The 16,518-nt window shown below is 44.3% G+C and carries 17 protein-coding genes; all 17 read left to right on the top strand.

Annotation, left to right across the window (positions count from 1 at the left end; translation table 11 throughout):
• Positions 1 to 130 precede the first annotated feature (130 nt).
• The 17 genes from AC1DCV_RS10150 (at position 131) to AC1DCV_RS10070 (ending at position 16,437) form a co-directional block, all read left to right on the top strand.
• Positions 131 to 526, top strand: a complete 396-nt coding sequence (locus AC1DCV_RS10150; protein WP_441573587.1) for an NADH-quinone oxidoreductase subunit A — start codon at positions 131 to 133, stop codon at positions 524 to 526.
• 24 nt (positions 527 to 550) lie between these two features.
• A complete protein-coding gene (locus AC1DCV_RS10145) occupies positions 551 to 1,114 on the top strand; it encodes an NADH-quinone oxidoreductase subunit B (protein WP_441573588.1) in 564 nt (187 codons plus the stop codon).
• Between the two features lie 42 nt (positions 1,115 to 1,156).
• Complete coding sequence (locus AC1DCV_RS10140; RefSeq protein WP_441573589.1) at positions 1,157 to 1,672, top strand: NADH-quinone oxidoreductase subunit C; 516 nt, start codon at positions 1,157 to 1,159, stop codon at positions 1,670 to 1,672.
• Positions 1,673 to 1,684: 12 nt separating this feature from the next.
• Entirely contained in the window at positions 1,685 to 2,905 is a 1,221-nt protein-coding gene (locus AC1DCV_RS10135; protein WP_441573590.1) for an NADH-quinone oxidoreductase subunit D, read from the top strand.
• Between the two features lie 32 nt (positions 2,906 to 2,937).
• A complete protein-coding gene (locus AC1DCV_RS10130; protein WP_331957363.1) occupies positions 2,938 to 3,441 on the top strand; it encodes an NADH-quinone oxidoreductase subunit NuoE family protein in 504 nt (167 codons plus the stop codon).
• Positions 3,441 to 3,653 (top strand): hypothetical protein, encoded by a 213-nt coding sequence (locus AC1DCV_RS10125; RefSeq protein WP_477023080.1) that lies wholly within the window; start codon positions 3,441 to 3,443, stop codon positions 3,651 to 3,653. Before AC1DCV_RS10130 ends, AC1DCV_RS10125 begins: the two co-directional genes overlap by 1 nt.
• A gap of 66 nt (positions 3,654 to 3,719) precedes the next feature.
• Entirely contained in the window at positions 3,720 to 5,084 is a 1,365-nt protein-coding gene (gene nuoF / locus AC1DCV_RS10120; protein ID WP_477023079.1) for an NADH-quinone oxidoreductase subunit NuoF, read from the top strand.
• A 75-nt stretch (positions 5,085 to 5,159) separates the two neighbouring features.
• Positions 5,160 to 6,248: an NADH-quinone oxidoreductase subunit G gene (locus tag AC1DCV_RS10115; RefSeq protein ID WP_441573594.1), complete on the top strand. Its 1,089-nt coding sequence runs from the start codon at positions 5,160 to 5,162 to the stop codon at positions 6,246 to 6,248.
• A 21-nt stretch (positions 6,249 to 6,269) separates the two neighbouring features.
• A complete protein-coding gene (nuoH, locus tag AC1DCV_RS10110; protein WP_477023078.1) occupies positions 6,270 to 7,313 on the top strand; it encodes an NADH-quinone oxidoreductase subunit NuoH in 1,044 nt (347 codons plus the stop codon).
• 52 nt (positions 7,314 to 7,365) lie between these two features.
• Positions 7,366 to 7,869, top strand: a complete 504-nt coding sequence (gene nuoI / locus AC1DCV_RS10105; RefSeq protein WP_441573596.1) for an NADH-quinone oxidoreductase subunit NuoI — start codon at positions 7,366 to 7,368, stop codon at positions 7,867 to 7,869.
• 59 nt (positions 7,870 to 7,928) lie between these two features.
• The gene (locus AC1DCV_RS10100; RefSeq protein ID WP_331958984.1) at positions 7,929 to 8,423 is read left to right on the top strand and encodes an NADH-quinone oxidoreductase subunit J family protein; all 495 of its coding nucleotides are present in this window, start codon (positions 7,929 to 7,931) and stop codon (positions 8,421 to 8,423) included.
• Between the two features lie 59 nt (positions 8,424 to 8,482).
• A complete protein-coding gene (gene nuoK / locus AC1DCV_RS10095) occupies positions 8,483 to 8,800 on the top strand; it encodes an NADH-quinone oxidoreductase subunit NuoK (RefSeq protein ID WP_106527262.1) in 318 nt (105 codons plus the stop codon).
• 54 nt (positions 8,801 to 8,854) lie between these two features.
• The gene (nuoL, locus tag AC1DCV_RS10090) at positions 8,855 to 10,753 is read left to right on the top strand and encodes an NADH-quinone oxidoreductase subunit L (RefSeq protein ID WP_477023077.1); all 1,899 of its coding nucleotides are present in this window, start codon (positions 8,855 to 8,857) and stop codon (positions 10,751 to 10,753) included.
• A gap of 33 nt (positions 10,754 to 10,786) precedes the next feature.
• The gene (locus tag AC1DCV_RS10085) at positions 10,787 to 12,223 is read left to right on the top strand and encodes a complex I subunit 4 family protein (RefSeq protein WP_441573599.1); all 1,437 of its coding nucleotides are present in this window, start codon (positions 10,787 to 10,789) and stop codon (positions 12,221 to 12,223) included.
• Between the two features lie 62 nt (positions 12,224 to 12,285).
• Positions 12,286 to 13,659: an NADH-quinone oxidoreductase subunit N gene (locus AC1DCV_RS10080; RefSeq protein ID WP_477023076.1), complete on the top strand. Its 1,374-nt coding sequence runs from the start codon at positions 12,286 to 12,288 to the stop codon at positions 13,657 to 13,659.
• Between the two features lie 138 nt (positions 13,660 to 13,797).
• A complete protein-coding gene (locus AC1DCV_RS10075) occupies positions 13,798 to 15,075 on the top strand; it encodes an ABC transporter permease (protein ID WP_477023075.1) in 1,278 nt (425 codons plus the stop codon).
• Between the two features lie 48 nt (positions 15,076 to 15,123).
• Positions 15,124 to 16,437: a gluconate:H+ symporter gene (locus tag AC1DCV_RS10070; protein ID WP_477023074.1), complete on the top strand. Its 1,314-nt coding sequence runs from the start codon at positions 15,124 to 15,126 to the stop codon at positions 16,435 to 16,437.
• Positions 16,438 to 16,518: the final 81 nt, after the last annotated feature.

Raw genomic sequence — 16,518 nt, 5'->3', positions numbered from 1 at the left:
CTGTACCCACAGGAGGTTTTTTAGTTTCCGGTTGGTGAAAAAAGATAATATTTTAGACCCTAATAGATTTGATATTTGGTCAACTTACAGTATTTTTGCGCATTCGGACAATGTTTTTATCGGGAAGCTTATGTATACAGACACTGTATTTTTGTCAGCAACGACTACTCCTTCTAGCTATTTCCCTATAGTATTGCAACTTGTTGCAGCTTTAGGTTTCGTAGGGATCACGATGTTAGCTACTCACTTTTTGGGTCCTAAACGCAAAACCAGCGATAAGCTTATTAACTTCGAGAGTGGAATCGAGCAAAAGGGCAATGCCCGGCAGCCGGTGGCCATCAAATACTTTCTTACTGCTATTCTTTTCGTGTTATTTGATGTGGAAGTCATCTTTTTCTACCCCTATGCTGTTAATTTCAGGGAACTGGGATGGGAAGGCTTTACAGCCGTGCTGATGTTTGTGGGCTTCTTTTTGTGTGGTTTTATCTACATCACAAAGAAGGGTGCACTGAAGTGGGAAGACTAATTTTAAATCTCTAAATTAAATCAAATGGCTCGTCCGGTTCAATATAATAACAAGGTGAAAACGGTGGAAATCCCTGAGGGATATTCCGGTGAGGGATTTTATGCCACATCATTTGACAAAGTAATAGGCCTGGCGCGTAAAAACTCCATCTGGCCTTTACCATTTGCTACTTCCTGCTGTGGTATCGAATTCATGGCCACCATGGCAGCTACCTACGATATGGCCCGTTTTGGGGCAGAACGTATGGCGTTTACACCCCGTCAGTGCGATTTGCTGATGGTAATGGGTACCATTTCTAAGAAAATGGGACCTATCGTACGCCAGGTATACCTGCAAATGGCTGAACCACGCTGGGTAATGGCCGTAGGTGCCTGCGCCAGCAGTGGTGGTATATTTGATACCTATTCTGTATTACAGGGTATTGACCAGGTAATTCCGGTAGATGTGTATGTACCAGGATGTCCTCCAAGACCAGAAGGTATTATCGATGGTTTTATGAAAATACAGGACCTGGTAGGCCAGGAAAGTCTCCGCCGCCGTAACTCCGACAGATATCAAGAGCTGATGGAGTCTTATGGTATCAAGTAAGGGGGGAATGGTTAATTGTAAATCGTAAATTTCAAATTGTTAATGTCTTTAACAAACGAACGCATACAGCAACGCCTGACGGAGAAGTTTGGAGATGTGCTTACCGGCTTTGAGGAGCCGTTTGGCCTGCTTACCCTCACCGCACAGAAAGATTATAACCTGAAAGTAATGCAATTCCTGTTTGACGATGAGGAATTGCGTTTTCGTTTTTTAACGGATATCACTGCGGTGCATTATCCCGATAGAAAAAATGAAGAGCTGGCAGTAGTATATCATCTGCATAACCTGCAGGATAATATCAGGCTCCGTCTGAAAGTATTTGCACCAGTAGCCCAACCGGATGTGTTTACAGCTACCAAGCTGTATGAATCCGCCAACTGGATGGAGCGCGAAACTTATGATTTTTACGGGATCAATTTTGTAGGACATCCCAACCTGATACGCGTACTGAATGTGGATGAAATGACCTATTTCCCGATGAGAAAGGAATTTCCGCTGGAAGACTCCATGCGTATTGATAAAGATGATGAGATGTTTGGAAGAGGGGGAAATCTTTAATACAACCAGGTTATGTTAGATCAGAAACAACATATAAAACTGCCGGAAGGCTCTATAGAAAAAGATACGCAGACGCTTAACCTGGGTCCTACTCACCCGGCTACGCATGGCGTATTTCAGAATATTCTGGAAATCGATGGCGAACGTATTGTGAGCGCTGTTTCTACCGTAGGGTATATTCACCGTGCTTTTGAGAAGATCGCAGAACGCCGTCCCTACTACCAGATTACACCACTGACAGATCGTCTTAACTATTGCTCTGCCCCTATCAATAATATGGGTTGGATACTCACCGTAGAAAAGCTCCTTGGCCTGGAAATGCCTAAAAGAGTGGATTACCTGCGTGTGATCATCATGGAGCTGGCACGTATTGCGGATCACCTGATTTGTAGCTCCGTAATGGGAGTAGATACCGGTGCATTAACCGGTTTCGTTTACGTGATGACCTATCGTGAACTCATATACGAAATATATGAGGAAATATGCGGTTCCCGACTGACTACCAATATTGGTCGTATCGGTGGTTTTGAAAGAAATTTCACGCCAGCTGCTTTTGCTAAAATCGAGCGTTTCCTCAAAGAATATCCTGCGGTACTGAAAGAATTTGAAACCCTGCTTACCCGTAACCGTATCTTCATGGAACGTACACAGGGAGTAGGTGGTATCAGTGCGGAAAGAGCGCTCAGCTACGGTTTCACAGGTCCTAACCTGCGTGCAGCCGGTGTGGATTACGATGTACGTGTAGCAAATCCCTACAGCTCTTACCAGGATTTTGATTTCTCTGTACCTGTTGGTACTACCGGTGATAGCTATGATCGCTTCCTGGTACGTAACGCAGAAATGTGGGAAAGTCTCAGTATTATCCGTCAGGCGATGGATAAATTGAAAACACTGCCGGATGATGTATATCACGCAGATGTTCCGGCCTACTACCTGCCTGAGAAACAGGATGTATACACAAAAATGGAAGCACTCATCTATCACTTTAAAATAGTGATGGGAGAAGCAGATATGTTACCGGGTGAAGTATATAACGCTGTAGAAGGCGCTAATGGTGAACTTGGTTTTTACCTGATCAGTGATGGTGGCCGTAGTCCTTACAGACTGCATTTCCGCCGTCCCTGCTTTATCTATTACCAGGCTTACGCTGAACTGGTACAGGGTGGTATGTTGAGCGATGCAATCGTGTGTATGAGTAGCCTTAACCTGATTGCAGGTGAGTTGGATGCGTAAGAATATTTTGAAGATTAAAGCTGACTAAAATAATGGCTGTGGTTCAATTTTCGGAAGAGAAACTGAATAAAGTAAAAGAAATCATTGCGCGCTACCCGGAAGGGAAGCAGAAAAGTGCATTGATACCGGTGCTGCACCTGGCTCAGGAAGCATTTGGCGGATGGTTAAGTGCAGAAACAATGGACTACGTTGCAACATTACTGCAACTGGAATCAATTGAAGTATATGAAGTAGCTACTTTCTATAGCATGTTTAACCTGAAGCCGGTTGGTACCTATCTTTTTGAGGTATGCCAGACAGGTCCCTGCATGGTAAGTGGTTCCGATCAGATCATTGATTACATTAAAAGTAAACTGGGAATCGGTGTAGGCGAAACTACGGCAGATGGGTTATTTACCCTTAAAACCGTAGAATGTCTTGGTGCCTGCGGATATGCGCCCATGATGCAATTGGGTAAACATTACCGTGAACACCTGACGCCGGCTAAAGTAGATGAAATTATCACAGAATGCAGATCTAAAGCAAACGCAAACTGATGCATCCGAAACATACCATATCCATACGTTTCAAGGAAATGTATCAGCGCCACAAACTACAATTCGTAGAAGCTCTTTTGCTGGTGGGATTACTCACTGCATTATGGCGGATAGATAACTGGTTTGTTTCCTTTATTTGTGGTGTTAGCGCGGGCCTGCTGTTTTACAGACTGGCAGATCGCATTTCCCAACACGGCATACGTAAGGCATAAAAGATATACACAAAAATCTGTTGATGGGGCCGGGTTTACCGGAACCATTACACCATAAGGAAGAAAATGGGACGCAAATTACTGTTAGATAAAGCACATATAGAAGGCATCCGGTATTATGATACCTACCGGAGCAACGGCGGTTATGCTGCAGCTGAGAAGGCGCTGAAAACGCTGGGACCGGAAGGCGTACTGGAAGAAGTGAAAAAGAGTGGCCTCAGAGGCCGCGGTGGCGCAGGGTTTCCTACTGGCTTGAAATGGAGTTTCATCGCCAAACCAGAAGGTGTTCCCCGTTACCTCGTTTGTAACGCGGATGAATCAGAGCCGGGTACGTTCAAAGACCGCTACCTGATGGAATTTTTACCTCACCTCCTCATAGAAGGGTTACTCATCTCCAGCTTTGCCCTCGGCGCTAACAGTTGCTACATCTATATCCGCGGTGAATATGCCTGGATTCCGGACATACTGGAACAGGCCATTGCAGAAGCTAAAAACAAAGGCTGGCTGGGTAAAAATATCCAGGGAACCGGTTTCGACCTGGAAATATATGTACAACGCGGTGCGGGTGCTTATATCTGTGGTGAGGAAACTGCCCTGATAGAATCTCTCGAAGGAAAACGCGGTAACCCACGTATCAAGCCACCATTCCCGGCAGTAAAAGGATTATGGCAATCCCCCACTGTTGTTAATAACGTAGAAACACTCGCAGCCGTGGTGCCTATCATCAATATCGGCGGCGATGAATATATTAAATACGGCACTGGCAAATCTACCGGTACCAAACTGATCTCTGCCTGCGGTAATATCAACAAACCCGGTGTGTACGAGATAGAAATGAACATCTCCGTAGAAGAATTTATTTACTCCGAAGAATACTGCGGTGGTATCAAAAATAATAAACGCCTGAAAGCCTGTATCCCCGGCGGATCTTCCGTTCCGGTGTTACCAGCTAACCTGCTGCTGAAAACAGCGAAAGGTGAAACCCGTATGATGACCTATGAAAGTCTCGCTGATGGCGGATTTGCAACAGGTTCCATGCTGGGTTCCGGTGGTTTCATTGTAATGGATGAAGACCAGTGTATAGTACGCAATACCCTCACCTTTGCCCGTTTCTACCACCACGAAAGCTGCGGTCAGTGCAGCCCTTGCCGTGAAGGTACCGGTTGGATGAAGAAAGTACTGCAGAACATTGAAAATGGTAAAGGCAAAATGAGTGATATCGATTTGCTGTGGGATATTCAACGCAAAATAGAAGGAAATACCATCTGTCCGCTCGGTGATGCTGCTGCATGGCCGGTAGCAGCAGCTATACGCCACTTCCGCGATGAATTCGAATGGCATGTGGCTAATCCTCAGGAATCACAGACCCGCAATTTTGGTCTGGCACATTACGCAGATCCATTGCCATTGCCTACACCAGCGGCTGTATAACGGGCATGCATATACTGAAATAAGGAATCAATATATAAATAAACGTTGCTCCCCGGGAGCACAAAAGATATTAAGATGGCGGAGGAAATAAAATTATTTAAGGTTAAAATCGATAACATCTCTGTAGAGGTGGAACCCGGTACAACCATACTGAACGCGGCCAGGAAGATAGGAGGAGAAATAGTGCCGCCGGCCATGTGTTACTACTCCAAGCTGCAGGGTAGCGGTGGTAAATGCCGTACCTGCCTGGTGAAAGTATCCAAAGGTTCAGATGCCGATCCGCGCCCTATGCCTAAACTGGTGGCCAGCTGCCGTACTACTGTAATGGATGGTATGGAAGTGGCCAACATCACTTCTCCGGAAGTACTGGACGCACGTAAGGGCGTAGTAGAATTCCTGTTGCTCAATCACCCGCTGGATTGCCCGGTATGTGATCAGGCAGGAGAATGTCACTTGCAGGATCTGAGCTACGAACACGGCGCAGACAGCACCCGTTACGAATTTAAACGCAGAACTTTTGATAAAGTAGATCTCGGCGATCATATCAAATTACACATGACACGTTGCATCCTTTGCTACCGTTGTGTGTATACCGCTGATCAGCTCACCGAAAAACGCGAACATGGTATCCTGGGCCGCGGAGATGCTTCTGAAATCAGTACTTATATCTCCCAGTCACTGGATAATGACTTCATCGGTAACGTGATAGATGTTTGCCCGGTAGGTGCTTTAACAGATCAGACTTTCCGCTTCAAAAACCGTGTATGGTTCCTGAAACCGGTAGATGCACACCGTAATTGCGAAAATCCTAAATGCTGCGGTAAAACAGTATTGTGGATGCGCGGTGACGAAGTATTCCGTGTAACTGCCCGCAAGGATAAATACGGAGAAGTGGAAGCATTTATCTGTGATACGTGCCGCTTTGATAAAAAAGAAGCAAAAGACTGGATCATCGAAGGTCCACGCAAAATAGAACGTAACAGCGTTATTTCTCAGGGTCATTACGTGAACACCGTAAAACCTAAAGATCCGCTGGTGGAAGTATTGGATGGCAGACAACCTAAGCTGCTGTTTAATATTCACTCTGAAAGCCAGGTAAACAGACCGGATGTGGATCTCTCGCAGATCCAGGGCCCGGCTCACTCTGATGATTTTAAGAAGTAACAATCGTAATTACGTGTAAGTATGACCTTATTAAGCATAGATTGGTTTTTTATAATTGAAAAAGTACTCCTGATATCAGTGGTACTGGTACTTTCATTGGTAGTGGCCATGTATTCTACCTGGGGTGAAAGAAAAGTGGCAGCATGGATACAGGATCGTATTGGTCCTAACCGTGCCGGTTTTATGGGATTGCTGCAGCCGCTGGCAGATGGTGGTAAACTCTTCTTCAAGGAAGAGATTATTCCTTCCAACTCCAACCGCTTCCTCTTTATTCTCGGCCCGTCTATTGCCATGTTAGTGGCTTGTATGACCAGCGCCGTGATCCCCTGGGGAGATAGCCTGGTAATTGCTGGTCGCACTGTTTCCTTACAGGTGGCAGATGTAAACATCGGTATCCTCTTCATTTTCGGTACGGTGAGCATGGGCGTATATGGTATCATGATAGGTGGCTGGGCTTCCAATAACAAGTTTTCCCTGCTGGCTTCTGTGCGTGCTGCTTCCCAGATCATTTCCTACGAGCTGCCTATGGGCCTGGCTTTGATAGCCCTGCTGATGCTGACAGGCTCCCTGAGCTTAAAAGACATCGTAGAGCAACAACGTCATAGCTTATGGAATGTATGTTATCAGCCGCTGGGTTTTTTCATCTTCCTGGTATGTGCTTTTGCAGAAACTAACCGTGCACCATTTGACTTACCGGAAGCGGAGAATGAATTGAATGGAGGTTATCACCTGGAATATTCTTCCATGAAACTGGGTTTCTTTCTGTTCGCAGAATATATCAATATGTTCGTCAGTTCCGCATTGATTGCTACCATGTATTTCGGTGGTTATGCTTTCCCGTATATGGATAGCCTGGGACTGGATGGTAACCTGTTGACTATTCTCGGATTCCTGGCACTGTTTATTAAAACATTGTGCTTCATATTTTTCTTTATGTGGGTACGCTGGACGGTTCCGAGATTCCGTTACGATCAGCTGATGCGTTTGGGCTGGAAAATAATGATTCCATTGGCATTGGTGAATATGCTGATCACAGGAGCGTTAATACTGGCACGTCAACATTAATATCATCTAATTAAATACACACAGATCGTGTGGATTAAATAAAGCATTCATTATGCAAGCATTAACAAACAGGGCAAAAGCAGTAGATCGCCGGCCGATGACCTTCGCAGAGAAGTTGTACATCCCTGCTATCGCAAAGGGCATGGGTATTACTTTCAAGCATCTTTTTCAACGTAAGGCGACGGTTAGTTTTCCTGAGAAAAAACGTGATTTTAGCCCGGTATTCCGTGGTTTACATGTACTGAACCGGGATGAAGAAGGACGTGAAAGATGCACTGCGTGTGGATTGTGCGCTGTAGCTTGTCCTGCTGAAGCCATTACTATGGAAGCAGCAGAAAGGAAAGAGGGGGAAGAAAACCTGTACAGGGAAGAGAAATATGCTGCAAAATATGAAATCAATATGCTGCGTTGTATTTTCTGTGGTTTTTGTGAAGAAGCTTGTCCTAAAGATGCGGTATACATGTCTGAAACATTTGCTCCGGCGAATTATCAGCGTAAAGGTTTCATCTATGGAAAAGATGATTTGCTGATTCCTCATCCGAAAGAGAACAAATAATATTATTCACAGCGCACATTTAGCTAAAAATACAATAGTCAAACATAGCAGAGATGGGAATGAGTATACAACAAATAGTTTTCATAGTGCTGTCGGTCATCGCGCTGGTTTCAGCGTTGGGCGTGGTATTGAGTAAAAATCCTGTGACGAGCGTGTTGTGCCTGATCGTAACATTCTTTACCATTGCCGGGCATTATATCATGATGAATGCCCAGTTTCTGGCAGTCGTGCATATCATTGTATATGCAGGAGCCATCATGGTATTGTTCCTTTACGTGATGATGCTGATGAATCTGAATGCTGAACTGGAACCGCAGAAACGCAACTGGCTGAAGTATGCAGGTGCTATCAGCGGTGGTGCTTTACTGGTAGTATTGGTAGCCGCCCTGCGCGATGCCAGCATGCCGGCATTGAGCACACAGTCTACTGATATCGGATTGATCAAAAACCTGGGCATGCTCCTGTTCAAACAATATGTGGTACCATTCGAGGTGAGCAGCATCCTGTTCCTCAGTGCAATGGTAGGGGCAGTAGTGATTGGTAAAAAAGACTAGCAACATGCGGGTATATGGGCTTCTCCATAACTCGTAATTCGTAATTCGTAATTTATTTTATGCCTGTTCAATATTACATATTCCTGAGTATCGCCTTGTTTTGCATAGGTGTGATGGGTGTACTGATGCGCAGAAATGCGATCATTATTTTTATGTGCATAGAGCTGATGCTGAATGCGGTAAACCTGTTGATGGTAGCATTTTCTAAAATGTGGGCTGACGCAGGCAGGGTAGATGCCGGATCGGCACAGCTGTTTGTATTCTTCATTATGGTGGTAGCGGCTGCGGAAGTAGCGGTAGGACTGGCTATAATTACTATGGTCTACAGAAACACACACTCAGTAGATATTAACATTCTTAACAGGCTGAAAAATTAATAATTCTGCTTTCTTAATTATTAAATTTTTCGACGTCGTAAATAGAATTGATAAATGATTAATCTAGTTTGGCTTGTACCATTTTTACCATTATTAGGTTTCCTGGTGAATGGATTGGGACGCAGATTTTTATCCAAGTCCCTGGTAGGATTTGTTGGAAGCGGCGCTGTACTGGCGTCCTTTGTGATTAGCTTATTAATATTCCTGGAAGTGAAAACTCCGGGATTTTCCGCACAGGTTGTCACCCTGTTTGATTTTATTTCTGTAGGTTCCCTGCATATTCCTTTCGCTTTCCAGGTAGATCAGTTGAGTGCCTTGTTCCTGCTGGTGATCACCGGTGTAGGTACCCTGATTCATATCTACTCTACTTCTTACATGCATGATGAAAGTGATGAAAGTTTCGCCAGGTATTTTGCCTATCTGAACCTCTTCATTTTTTCCATGCTGATCCTGGTGCTGGGCGCCAACTACGTAATGATGTTTATTGGTTGGGAAGGTGTAGGGCTTTGTTCTTACCTCCTGATCGGTTTCTGGTTTAAAAATACCAGCTATAATAATGCCGCCAAGAAAGCATTTGTGATGAACCGTATTGGTGATCTGGGTTTCCTGATTGCCATCTTCTTTATGATCACGCAGTTTGGAACAGTGACTTTTCCGGAAGTGTTTGCAAAAGCAGCTCCACTTGGCATGAACAATGGTATTATCACTGCTATTGCGATGCTGCTGTTTGTTGGTGCGATGGGTAAATCTGCACAGATTCCTTTGTATACCTGGTTACCGGATGCGATGGCAGGTCCAACGCCTGTATCTGCACTGATCCACGCGGCAACGATGGTTACTGCAGGTATTTACATGATTGCACGCAGCAACGTGATCTACACACTGGCACCACATATCCAAACAGTGATTGCGATCATTGGCCTGGCTACCGCACTGTTTGCAGCATCTATTGCGTTAAAGCAAAACGATATTAAAAAAGTACTGGCTTATTCTACAGTAAGTCAGTTAGGTTATATGTTCCTGGCCCTTGGTGTGGGTGCGTATGGAGCGGCTGTGTTTCACGTAATGACACATGCCTTCTTCAAAGCACTGCTGTTCCTGGGCTCCGGTTCTGTTATTCACGCTATGGGTGGTGAACAGGATATCCGGAAAATGGGTGGTCTGAAAAAATTCATGCCTACTACTGCCTGGACATTCCTGGTGGGCTGTCTGGCCATTGCAGGTATCCCTGGTTTCTCCGGTTTCTTTTCGAAAGATGAGATCCTCGCACAGGCGTATGCCAATAACCCGGTATTATATGTACTGGGCCTCGTTGGCGCGCTGATGACAGCTTTCTACATGTTCCGCTTATATTATATTACTTTCTCCGGTAAGTTCCGCGGTACACACGACCAGGAACATCACCTGCATGAAAGTCCTTCTGCTATGACCATTCCATTGGTGATACTGGCGGTGCTTTCTATCGTGGGTGGTTATATCGGTTTACCGGAAGTATTTGGAACGAAGAACTGGCTGGCAGAATACCTGGAACCGGTTTTTGCGCCTTCTGCTCCTTTTGCAGTAGCACATCATCTGTCACATGGTACAGAATGGTTATTGATGGGTGTGAGCAGTGCACTGGTAATTGTATTCATCCTGTTTGCACGTCAGAAATTTGCAAACTATGAAGACGCAGGTACGGAAAGTACCGGTTTTGCAAAAGTGCTCGAAAACAAATGGTATATAGACGAACTGTATGATACTATCATCGTTAAACCACTCTATGAACTGGGTCGTTTCTTCCGCGATACAGTGGAAAAAGCTGGTATAGACAGATTGGTAAATGGTGTAGGCCGTGGTGTACAGCTGGGTGGACAACGTATCCGCCTGTTACAGAACGGACAGGTAGGATTTTACATCTTTGCCATGGTGATCGGTATGATCGTATTATTTGTGATCGGATTCTTATTATAAACCAATAGCAGAAGTTACAAGCGCAGATAAATTATGTTGACAGTTTTATTAATATTGATTCCTTTCATAGCAGGCCTTATCGCATTTGGTCTGAAGGGGTCCGGGCCAAAGGTACTGGGCATGATTTCATCGCTGGCAACAGTGGTGATCGCAATAGGAACCTGGTGTACCTTCCGCACAGCTCCTGACAGTCTGAACTTTGTTGCCAACTGGATTCCGCAGCTGGGAAGTCAATTCCGGGTAGGGTTAGATGGAATGGGTGTGATGCTTTGCTTATTGACAGCGATTGCTTCTCTGCTTGTTTTCATCACCATTTATAACCGCAACTACGAAAAGCCTAACAGTTTTTATGGTTTGATGTTATTATCGCAGGCCGGCTTAACCGGTGTATTCACCGCTTTTGATGCCCTGCAGTTTTATATATTCTGGGAACTCGCGCTGATACCTGTTTATTTCCTCTGCTCTTTATGGGGAGGAGAAAAACGTATAGCCGTTACGTTTAAATTCTTTGTATACACTTTCCTCGGCTCTCTGTTAATGCTGGTAGGTATTATCTACCTGTATTCCCTGACGCCTGATCATTCTTTCAGCTGGGCTTCCTTTAGTCATTTACAGGTGAATCCGGAAGATCAGAAATGGTTGTTCTGGCTCTTTTTTGTGGCATTTGCTATCAAAATGCCCATCTTCCCTTTCCATACCTGGCAGCCGGATACTTACGAGCAATCGCCTACACCTGTTACCATGATCCTTTCCGGTGTAATGGTGAAAATGGGTTTATTTGGTGTGATCCGCTGGTTGTTGCCGGTAATTCCGCAAGGTGCTGCGATGTGGTCTGATGTAGTGATTGTATTATGTATCATCGGTATTATCTATGCTTCCTGCATTGCGATGGTGCAGAATGACCTGAAACGTTTGATTGCCTATTCTTCCATTGCCCACATCGGTTTAATGTGTGCGGCTATTTTTGCTAATACAGAACAAAGTCTGCAAGGAGTAATGGTGCAGATGTTTAACCACGGTATCAATATTATTGGTTTGTGGATCATTGTAGAAGTAATACAGCAGCGTTTGGGTGTTAAGAATATGGATCAGCTGGGCGGAATGGCACAGAAAGCTCCGCGTATGGCTATCTTCTTCGTTATCATCAGTCTGGCTAACATCGGATTACCGCTTACTAATGGTTTCATCGGTGAGTTCCTGATGTTCAGCGGATTGTTCCAATATAATCACTGGTTCATGGCATTTGCCGGATTAGGTATTATCCTCGCTGCTGTTTATACCCTGGGTATGATACAGAAGGTAATATTTGGTCAGAGCAATGACTTAACCGAAACTACTACAGATTTACAGCCTGGTGAAACTCTGGCTTTGAGTCTGGTTGTGATCATGATCATAGTGCTGGGTGTTTATCCCAAACCCATGCTGGATTTGGTGAGCAGCACCACGGAAGTGGTAAATCAATTATTCTGATATTTAGTAGTTACTAAATAACAGGTGGAAAAATTTGTAACGGGGTTTTGTAACGCAAAAATATGAATGCACTAATTTCTACTGCTTTATCGGGCGTTGTACTGATGTTTGTTGGTTTATTTGTACGCAATAAGCAGCATATTAAATTTTTTGCCATCGCGGCCATCATAATAGCATTTATTGCTAACCTGGCACAGTATCCGTCTGTGGAGCTTGGCGGATATGTAATGTATGGCATGATTGAAGTGACCAAATTTGGTGTGATATTCAATGCGGTTGCATTGGGAGCCACTTTATTATATTTCCTGTTATCAGGTAGTGAGTTTGAAAAAGTAGGAGAGCATGTGGGTGATTATTTTGCCCTGATTTTCTTCATCCTGGCGGGTATTACGCTGGCTGCCTCTTTCAGCAACCTGCTCATGTTATTCCTGGCCATTGAAATTATGTCTATCCCACAGTATATACTGGCAGGGGCAGATAAGAAAAGCCTGAAAGGCAATGAAGCGTCCCTGAAATATTTCCTGATGGGAGCTTTCTCTACTGGTATCCTGCTCATGGGTATTACCCTGATTTATGGTGCAGCCGGTACGTTTGATGTTGCTGCTTTAGGTTTGGGCGCTGAAAGCGTTCATCCGTTAGCGTTATGCGGTATCATTCTCATTGTGTTTGCTTTGTCCTTTAAAGTATCTGCGGTGCCGTTTCACTTCTGGACGCCGGATGTATATGATGGTTCACCTACTGTGTTTACTGCTTTCATGTCTACCGTAGTAAAAGCCGGTGGTTTTGTGGCTTTCCTGCGGATGTTCCATACCAGCTTCGCCGGTGGTGCCATCAGCGAACACTGGACACTGATACTGTCTATTATTACTGCAGCCACCCTGGTACTTGGTAACTTCAGTGCCGTATTTCAGCAAAGTGTTAAACGTATGTTGGCATATTCCAGTATTGCACAAGCGGGTTTTATGCTCTTTGCCATAGTGGCGATGAACAATATGGGAACGCAGGGTATTATCCTTTATTCAGCAGCCTATAGCATTGCCACCATTGGTGTGTTTGCCGTACTGATGAAACTGAAGGATTATACTTTTGAAGGATTCAACGGACTGGCACGCAAGCAACCTTTACTGGCGGCAGCAGTAGCCGTGTTCCTGTTTTCACTGGCAGGGATCCCTGTTACAGCTGGTTTCTTTGCGAAATACTTTGTATTGTCTGCTGCCATCCAGCATGGTCACTTACTGTGGCTGGTGATACTGGCAGTACTCTGCGCAGCTATCAGTGTGTACTACTATTTCCGCGTGATCATTGCCATGTATTTTAGAACAGGCGAACCGGAAGTGGAGAATATCTCCGGTGGTTTTAAAGCTGGCCTGATCCTGACTATTGCGCTGGTACTGGTATTAGGATTGTTCCCGAATCTGTTATTATGCTGGTTGTAAACAGCTGACAGCTAATCATATAAAAGAGAAAGACCGAAGTATTACTTCGGTCTTTCTCTTTTATATGATTAGCCGTTCATCCCAAAAGGAATGGATTTAATAGCTATATTACATTAACTTTATAGGTAACCCGTCATTATGCAATCAAGAGATATTTTTTCACTGGCATATCGTTCTGTAACTGGCAATAAATTGCGCACAGGCCTTACTGTAGCTATTATCGCATTAGGTATTACAGTACTGGTAGGTATTCTTACTGCGATAGACAGCATGAAGAGTAGTATCTACAGCAGCTTTGCCAGTATGGGCGCCAACAGTTTTTCTATCCGTAACCGGGGGATGCAGGTACATATGGGAGATGATGATAACAAAGCATCCAAAGGCAACAAGAATATTAAGAAAGTAAAGAAATCCAATAGTAATAAAATTATCACCTATCAGGAAGCGATTGCTTTCCGTGATCGTTATGATTTTCCGGCCACTGTTAGTGTTTCTTTCCAGGCTAGCGGGATTGCTACGGTATATAAGGATGAGAAGAAAACGAATCCTAATGTACAGGTAATAGGGGGAGATGAGCACTACCTGAAGATTTCCAATTATGAGATTTCACAGGGGAGGGATTTTAATACGTTGGATGTGCAGTCTGGCAGAAATGTAGCGATACTGGGCAATGATGTAGCACAGAAAGTGTTTGGAAAGGAGCTGAAAAATGTGGTGAACAGCACTATTCGCGTGGGAGATATCCGTTACCGGGTAATTGGGGTGCTGGCTACCAAAGGGAGCAGTAAAATGATGAGTGCCGATAATGTGGTCATTACAACGGTTAATAACACACGAAGAGTATTCAACCGCCCTGGTGCCAGTTACCAGATTGGGGTGAACGTTAATGACATCAAGCAGCTGGATGCTGCACAGGGAGAGGCTATCGGGCTTTTCCGCATTATCCGTGGACTGGCTATAAATGAAGAAGATAATTTTGATATTAGTAAAAGCGATAGTATAGCGGAAATGTTGTTTGCCAGCCTGAGTAAGGTGAATTTGTTTGCTATTGTGATTGCGTTTATTACGCTTTTCGGATCGGCTATTGGTCTGATGAACATCATGCTGGTATCTGTGGCAGAGCGTACCCGTGAAATAGGTGTAACCAAAGCCCTTGGTGCTACCAGCCACGTTGTGCGTACCCAGTTCCTGTTTGAAGCCATTATTATCAGTGTAATGGGTGGCGTGATAGGTGTAATTATGGGCATGTTGTTAGGAAATATAGTGTCTGTTTTACTGAAATCATCTTTTATAATACCCTGGCTATGGATTTTAATAGGTGTAACTATATGCGCCGCAGTGGGATTGGTTTCCGGCCTTTATCCTGCTTATAAAGCCTCTAAATTAGATCCTATCATTGCCTTGAGATACGAATAATATTTTATTATCTTGTTGTTTTCCATGTTCATGTAAAACAGTAAGCATATGCCCTTATTAATCGTTATTGCTGCTATTATTTTACTGGTCATACTGGTAACCTGGCTGCGCCTAAATACTTTCCTTTCTTTCCTGATAGTGTCTTTGTTGATGGGACTGGCGTTACATATGAATGTAACGGACATTACCCAATCTATTCAAACGGGGATAGGTAAAACGCTTGGCTCGCTGATTGTGGTCATTGTTTTTGGCAGCATGTTAGGCAAGCTGGTAGCGGAAAGCGGGGCAGGGCAGAAGATTGCAGGTGGTTTAATGAACCTGTTCGGACCAAAATATGTACAATGGTCACTGATGCTCACCGGCTTTATTGTGGGTATTCCCTTGTTTTATAATATTGGATTTGTGTTAATGGTGCCGCTGATTTTTACGGTGGCAGCACGTACCAAATTGCCGGTGGTATACCTGGGTATTCCTATGCTAGCTTCTTTATCTGTTACTCATGGTTATTTACCACCGCATCCTTCACCGACTGCACTGGTGCAGCAGTTTCACGCTAATATGGGGATGACGTTGGTATTTGGAATTATGGTGGCGATACCTGCTATTATATTGGCAGGGCCGGTATTTTCCCGTTTTCTTAAGCATTACACGAATCCTCCGGGAAAAATGTTTGTGGGGGCTCCCATTCCGGAAGAGCAGTTACCTGGTATGTTCACCAGTCTCTTTGCGGCATTGTTACCTGTATTTTTACTGGCAGCAACAGCGCTGGTGAAAGTATTTGTAAGGGAAGATGATATCATTTATCACATAGCCAGTTGGCTGGGAGAACCATTGATTGTGATGTTACTGGCCGTATTAAATGGCATGTATTTATTAGGATTGGGAAGAGGAATGCCGGCAAAAAAAGTAATGGGTATTATGGATGAAGCGGTAAGAGATGTGGCCGTTATTATTCTTGTAATAGGTGGTTCCGGTGCGCTTACACAGTTATTGCATGATAGTAAGGTAAGCAGTTATATTGCTGATACCTTACAGACCATGCACCTGCATCCGCTGTTACTGKCCTGGGGGATTGCAGCTATTATACGGGTATGTATTGGATCTGCTACGGTAGCAGGATTAACTACTGCTGGTATTGTAGCGCCTATGATAGCAGCTTCCGGGGTAAATCCCAATCTGATGGTGCTGGCTACCGGAGCAGGCAGCCTGATGTTTTCACATGTAAATGATGCAGGTTTCTGGATGTTCAAGGAATACTTTAACTTGTCGGTGAAGGATACCATCAAAACATGGTCAGTGATGGAAACGATTGTTTCTGTTACAGGGTTGATCGGTTGCTTGCTGTTAAGTTTGGTGGTATAACGAAGACGTGTATACGTAATTATATTCCTTTCGTCTGCGTACAGGGAAACGATAAAATAAATTAGCATAAATTTTTTTTTC

Source organism: Chitinophaga sp. 10T418 (assembly GCF_056394125.1).
Note: the sequence above shows the minus strand (reverse complement) of the source record. Positions and strands in the feature narration are given on the sequence as shown.

Bases quoted from the DNA above. Each gene is read 5' to 3' on its own strand.
- AC1DCV_RS10085 (WP_441573599.1), top strand. From the start codon at position 10,787: ATGTTGACAGTTTTATTAATATTGATTCCTTTCATAGCAGGCCTTATC.
- nuoF (WP_477023079.1), top strand. From the start codon at position 3,720: ATGGGACGCAAATTACTGTTAGATAAAGCACATATAGAAGGCATCCGG.
- nuoI (WP_441573596.1), top strand. From the start codon at position 7,366: ATGCAAGCATTAACAAACAGGGCAAAAGCAGTAGATCGCCGGCCGATG.
- AC1DCV_RS10130 (WP_331957363.1), top strand. From the start codon at position 2,938: ATGGCTGTGGTTCAATTTTCGGAAGAGAAACTGAATAAAGTAAAAGAA.
- AC1DCV_RS10125 (WP_477023080.1), top strand. From the start codon at position 3,441: ATGCATCCGAAACATACCATATCCATACGTTTCAAGGAAATGTATCAG.
- AC1DCV_RS10080 (WP_477023076.1), top strand. From the start codon at position 12,286: ATGAATGCACTAATTTCTACTGCTTTATCGGGCGTTGTACTGATGTTT.
- AC1DCV_RS10100 (WP_331958984.1), top strand. From the start codon at position 7,929: ATGAGTATACAACAAATAGTTTTCATAGTGCTGTCGGTCATCGCGCTG.
- AC1DCV_RS10145 (WP_441573588.1), top strand. From the start codon at position 551: ATGGCTCGTCCGGTTCAATATAATAACAAGGTGAAAACGGTGGAAATC.
- AC1DCV_RS10140 (WP_441573589.1), top strand. From the start codon at position 1,157: ATGTCTTTAACAAACGAACGCATACAGCAACGCCTGACGGAGAAGTTT.
- AC1DCV_RS10135 (WP_441573590.1), top strand. From the start codon at position 1,685: ATGTTAGATCAGAAACAACATATAAAACTGCCGGAAGGCTCTATAGAA.
- nuoK (WP_106527262.1), top strand. From the start codon at position 8,483: ATGCCTGTTCAATATTACATATTCCTGAGTATCGCCTTGTTTTGCATA.
- nuoL (WP_477023077.1), top strand. From the start codon at position 8,855: ATGATTAATCTAGTTTGGCTTGTACCATTTTTACCATTATTAGGTTTC.
- nuoH (WP_477023078.1), top strand. From the start codon at position 6,270: ATGACCTTATTAAGCATAGATTGGTTTTTTATAATTGAAAAAGTACTC.
- AC1DCV_RS10075 (WP_477023075.1), top strand. From the start codon at position 13,798: ATGCAATCAAGAGATATTTTTTCACTGGCATATCGTTCTGTAACTGGC.
- AC1DCV_RS10115 (WP_441573594.1), top strand. From the start codon at position 5,160: ATGGCGGAGGAAATAAAATTATTTAAGGTTAAAATCGATAACATCTCT.
- AC1DCV_RS10150 (WP_441573587.1), top strand. From the start codon at position 131: ATGTATACAGACACTGTATTTTTGTCAGCAACGACTACTCCTTCTAGC.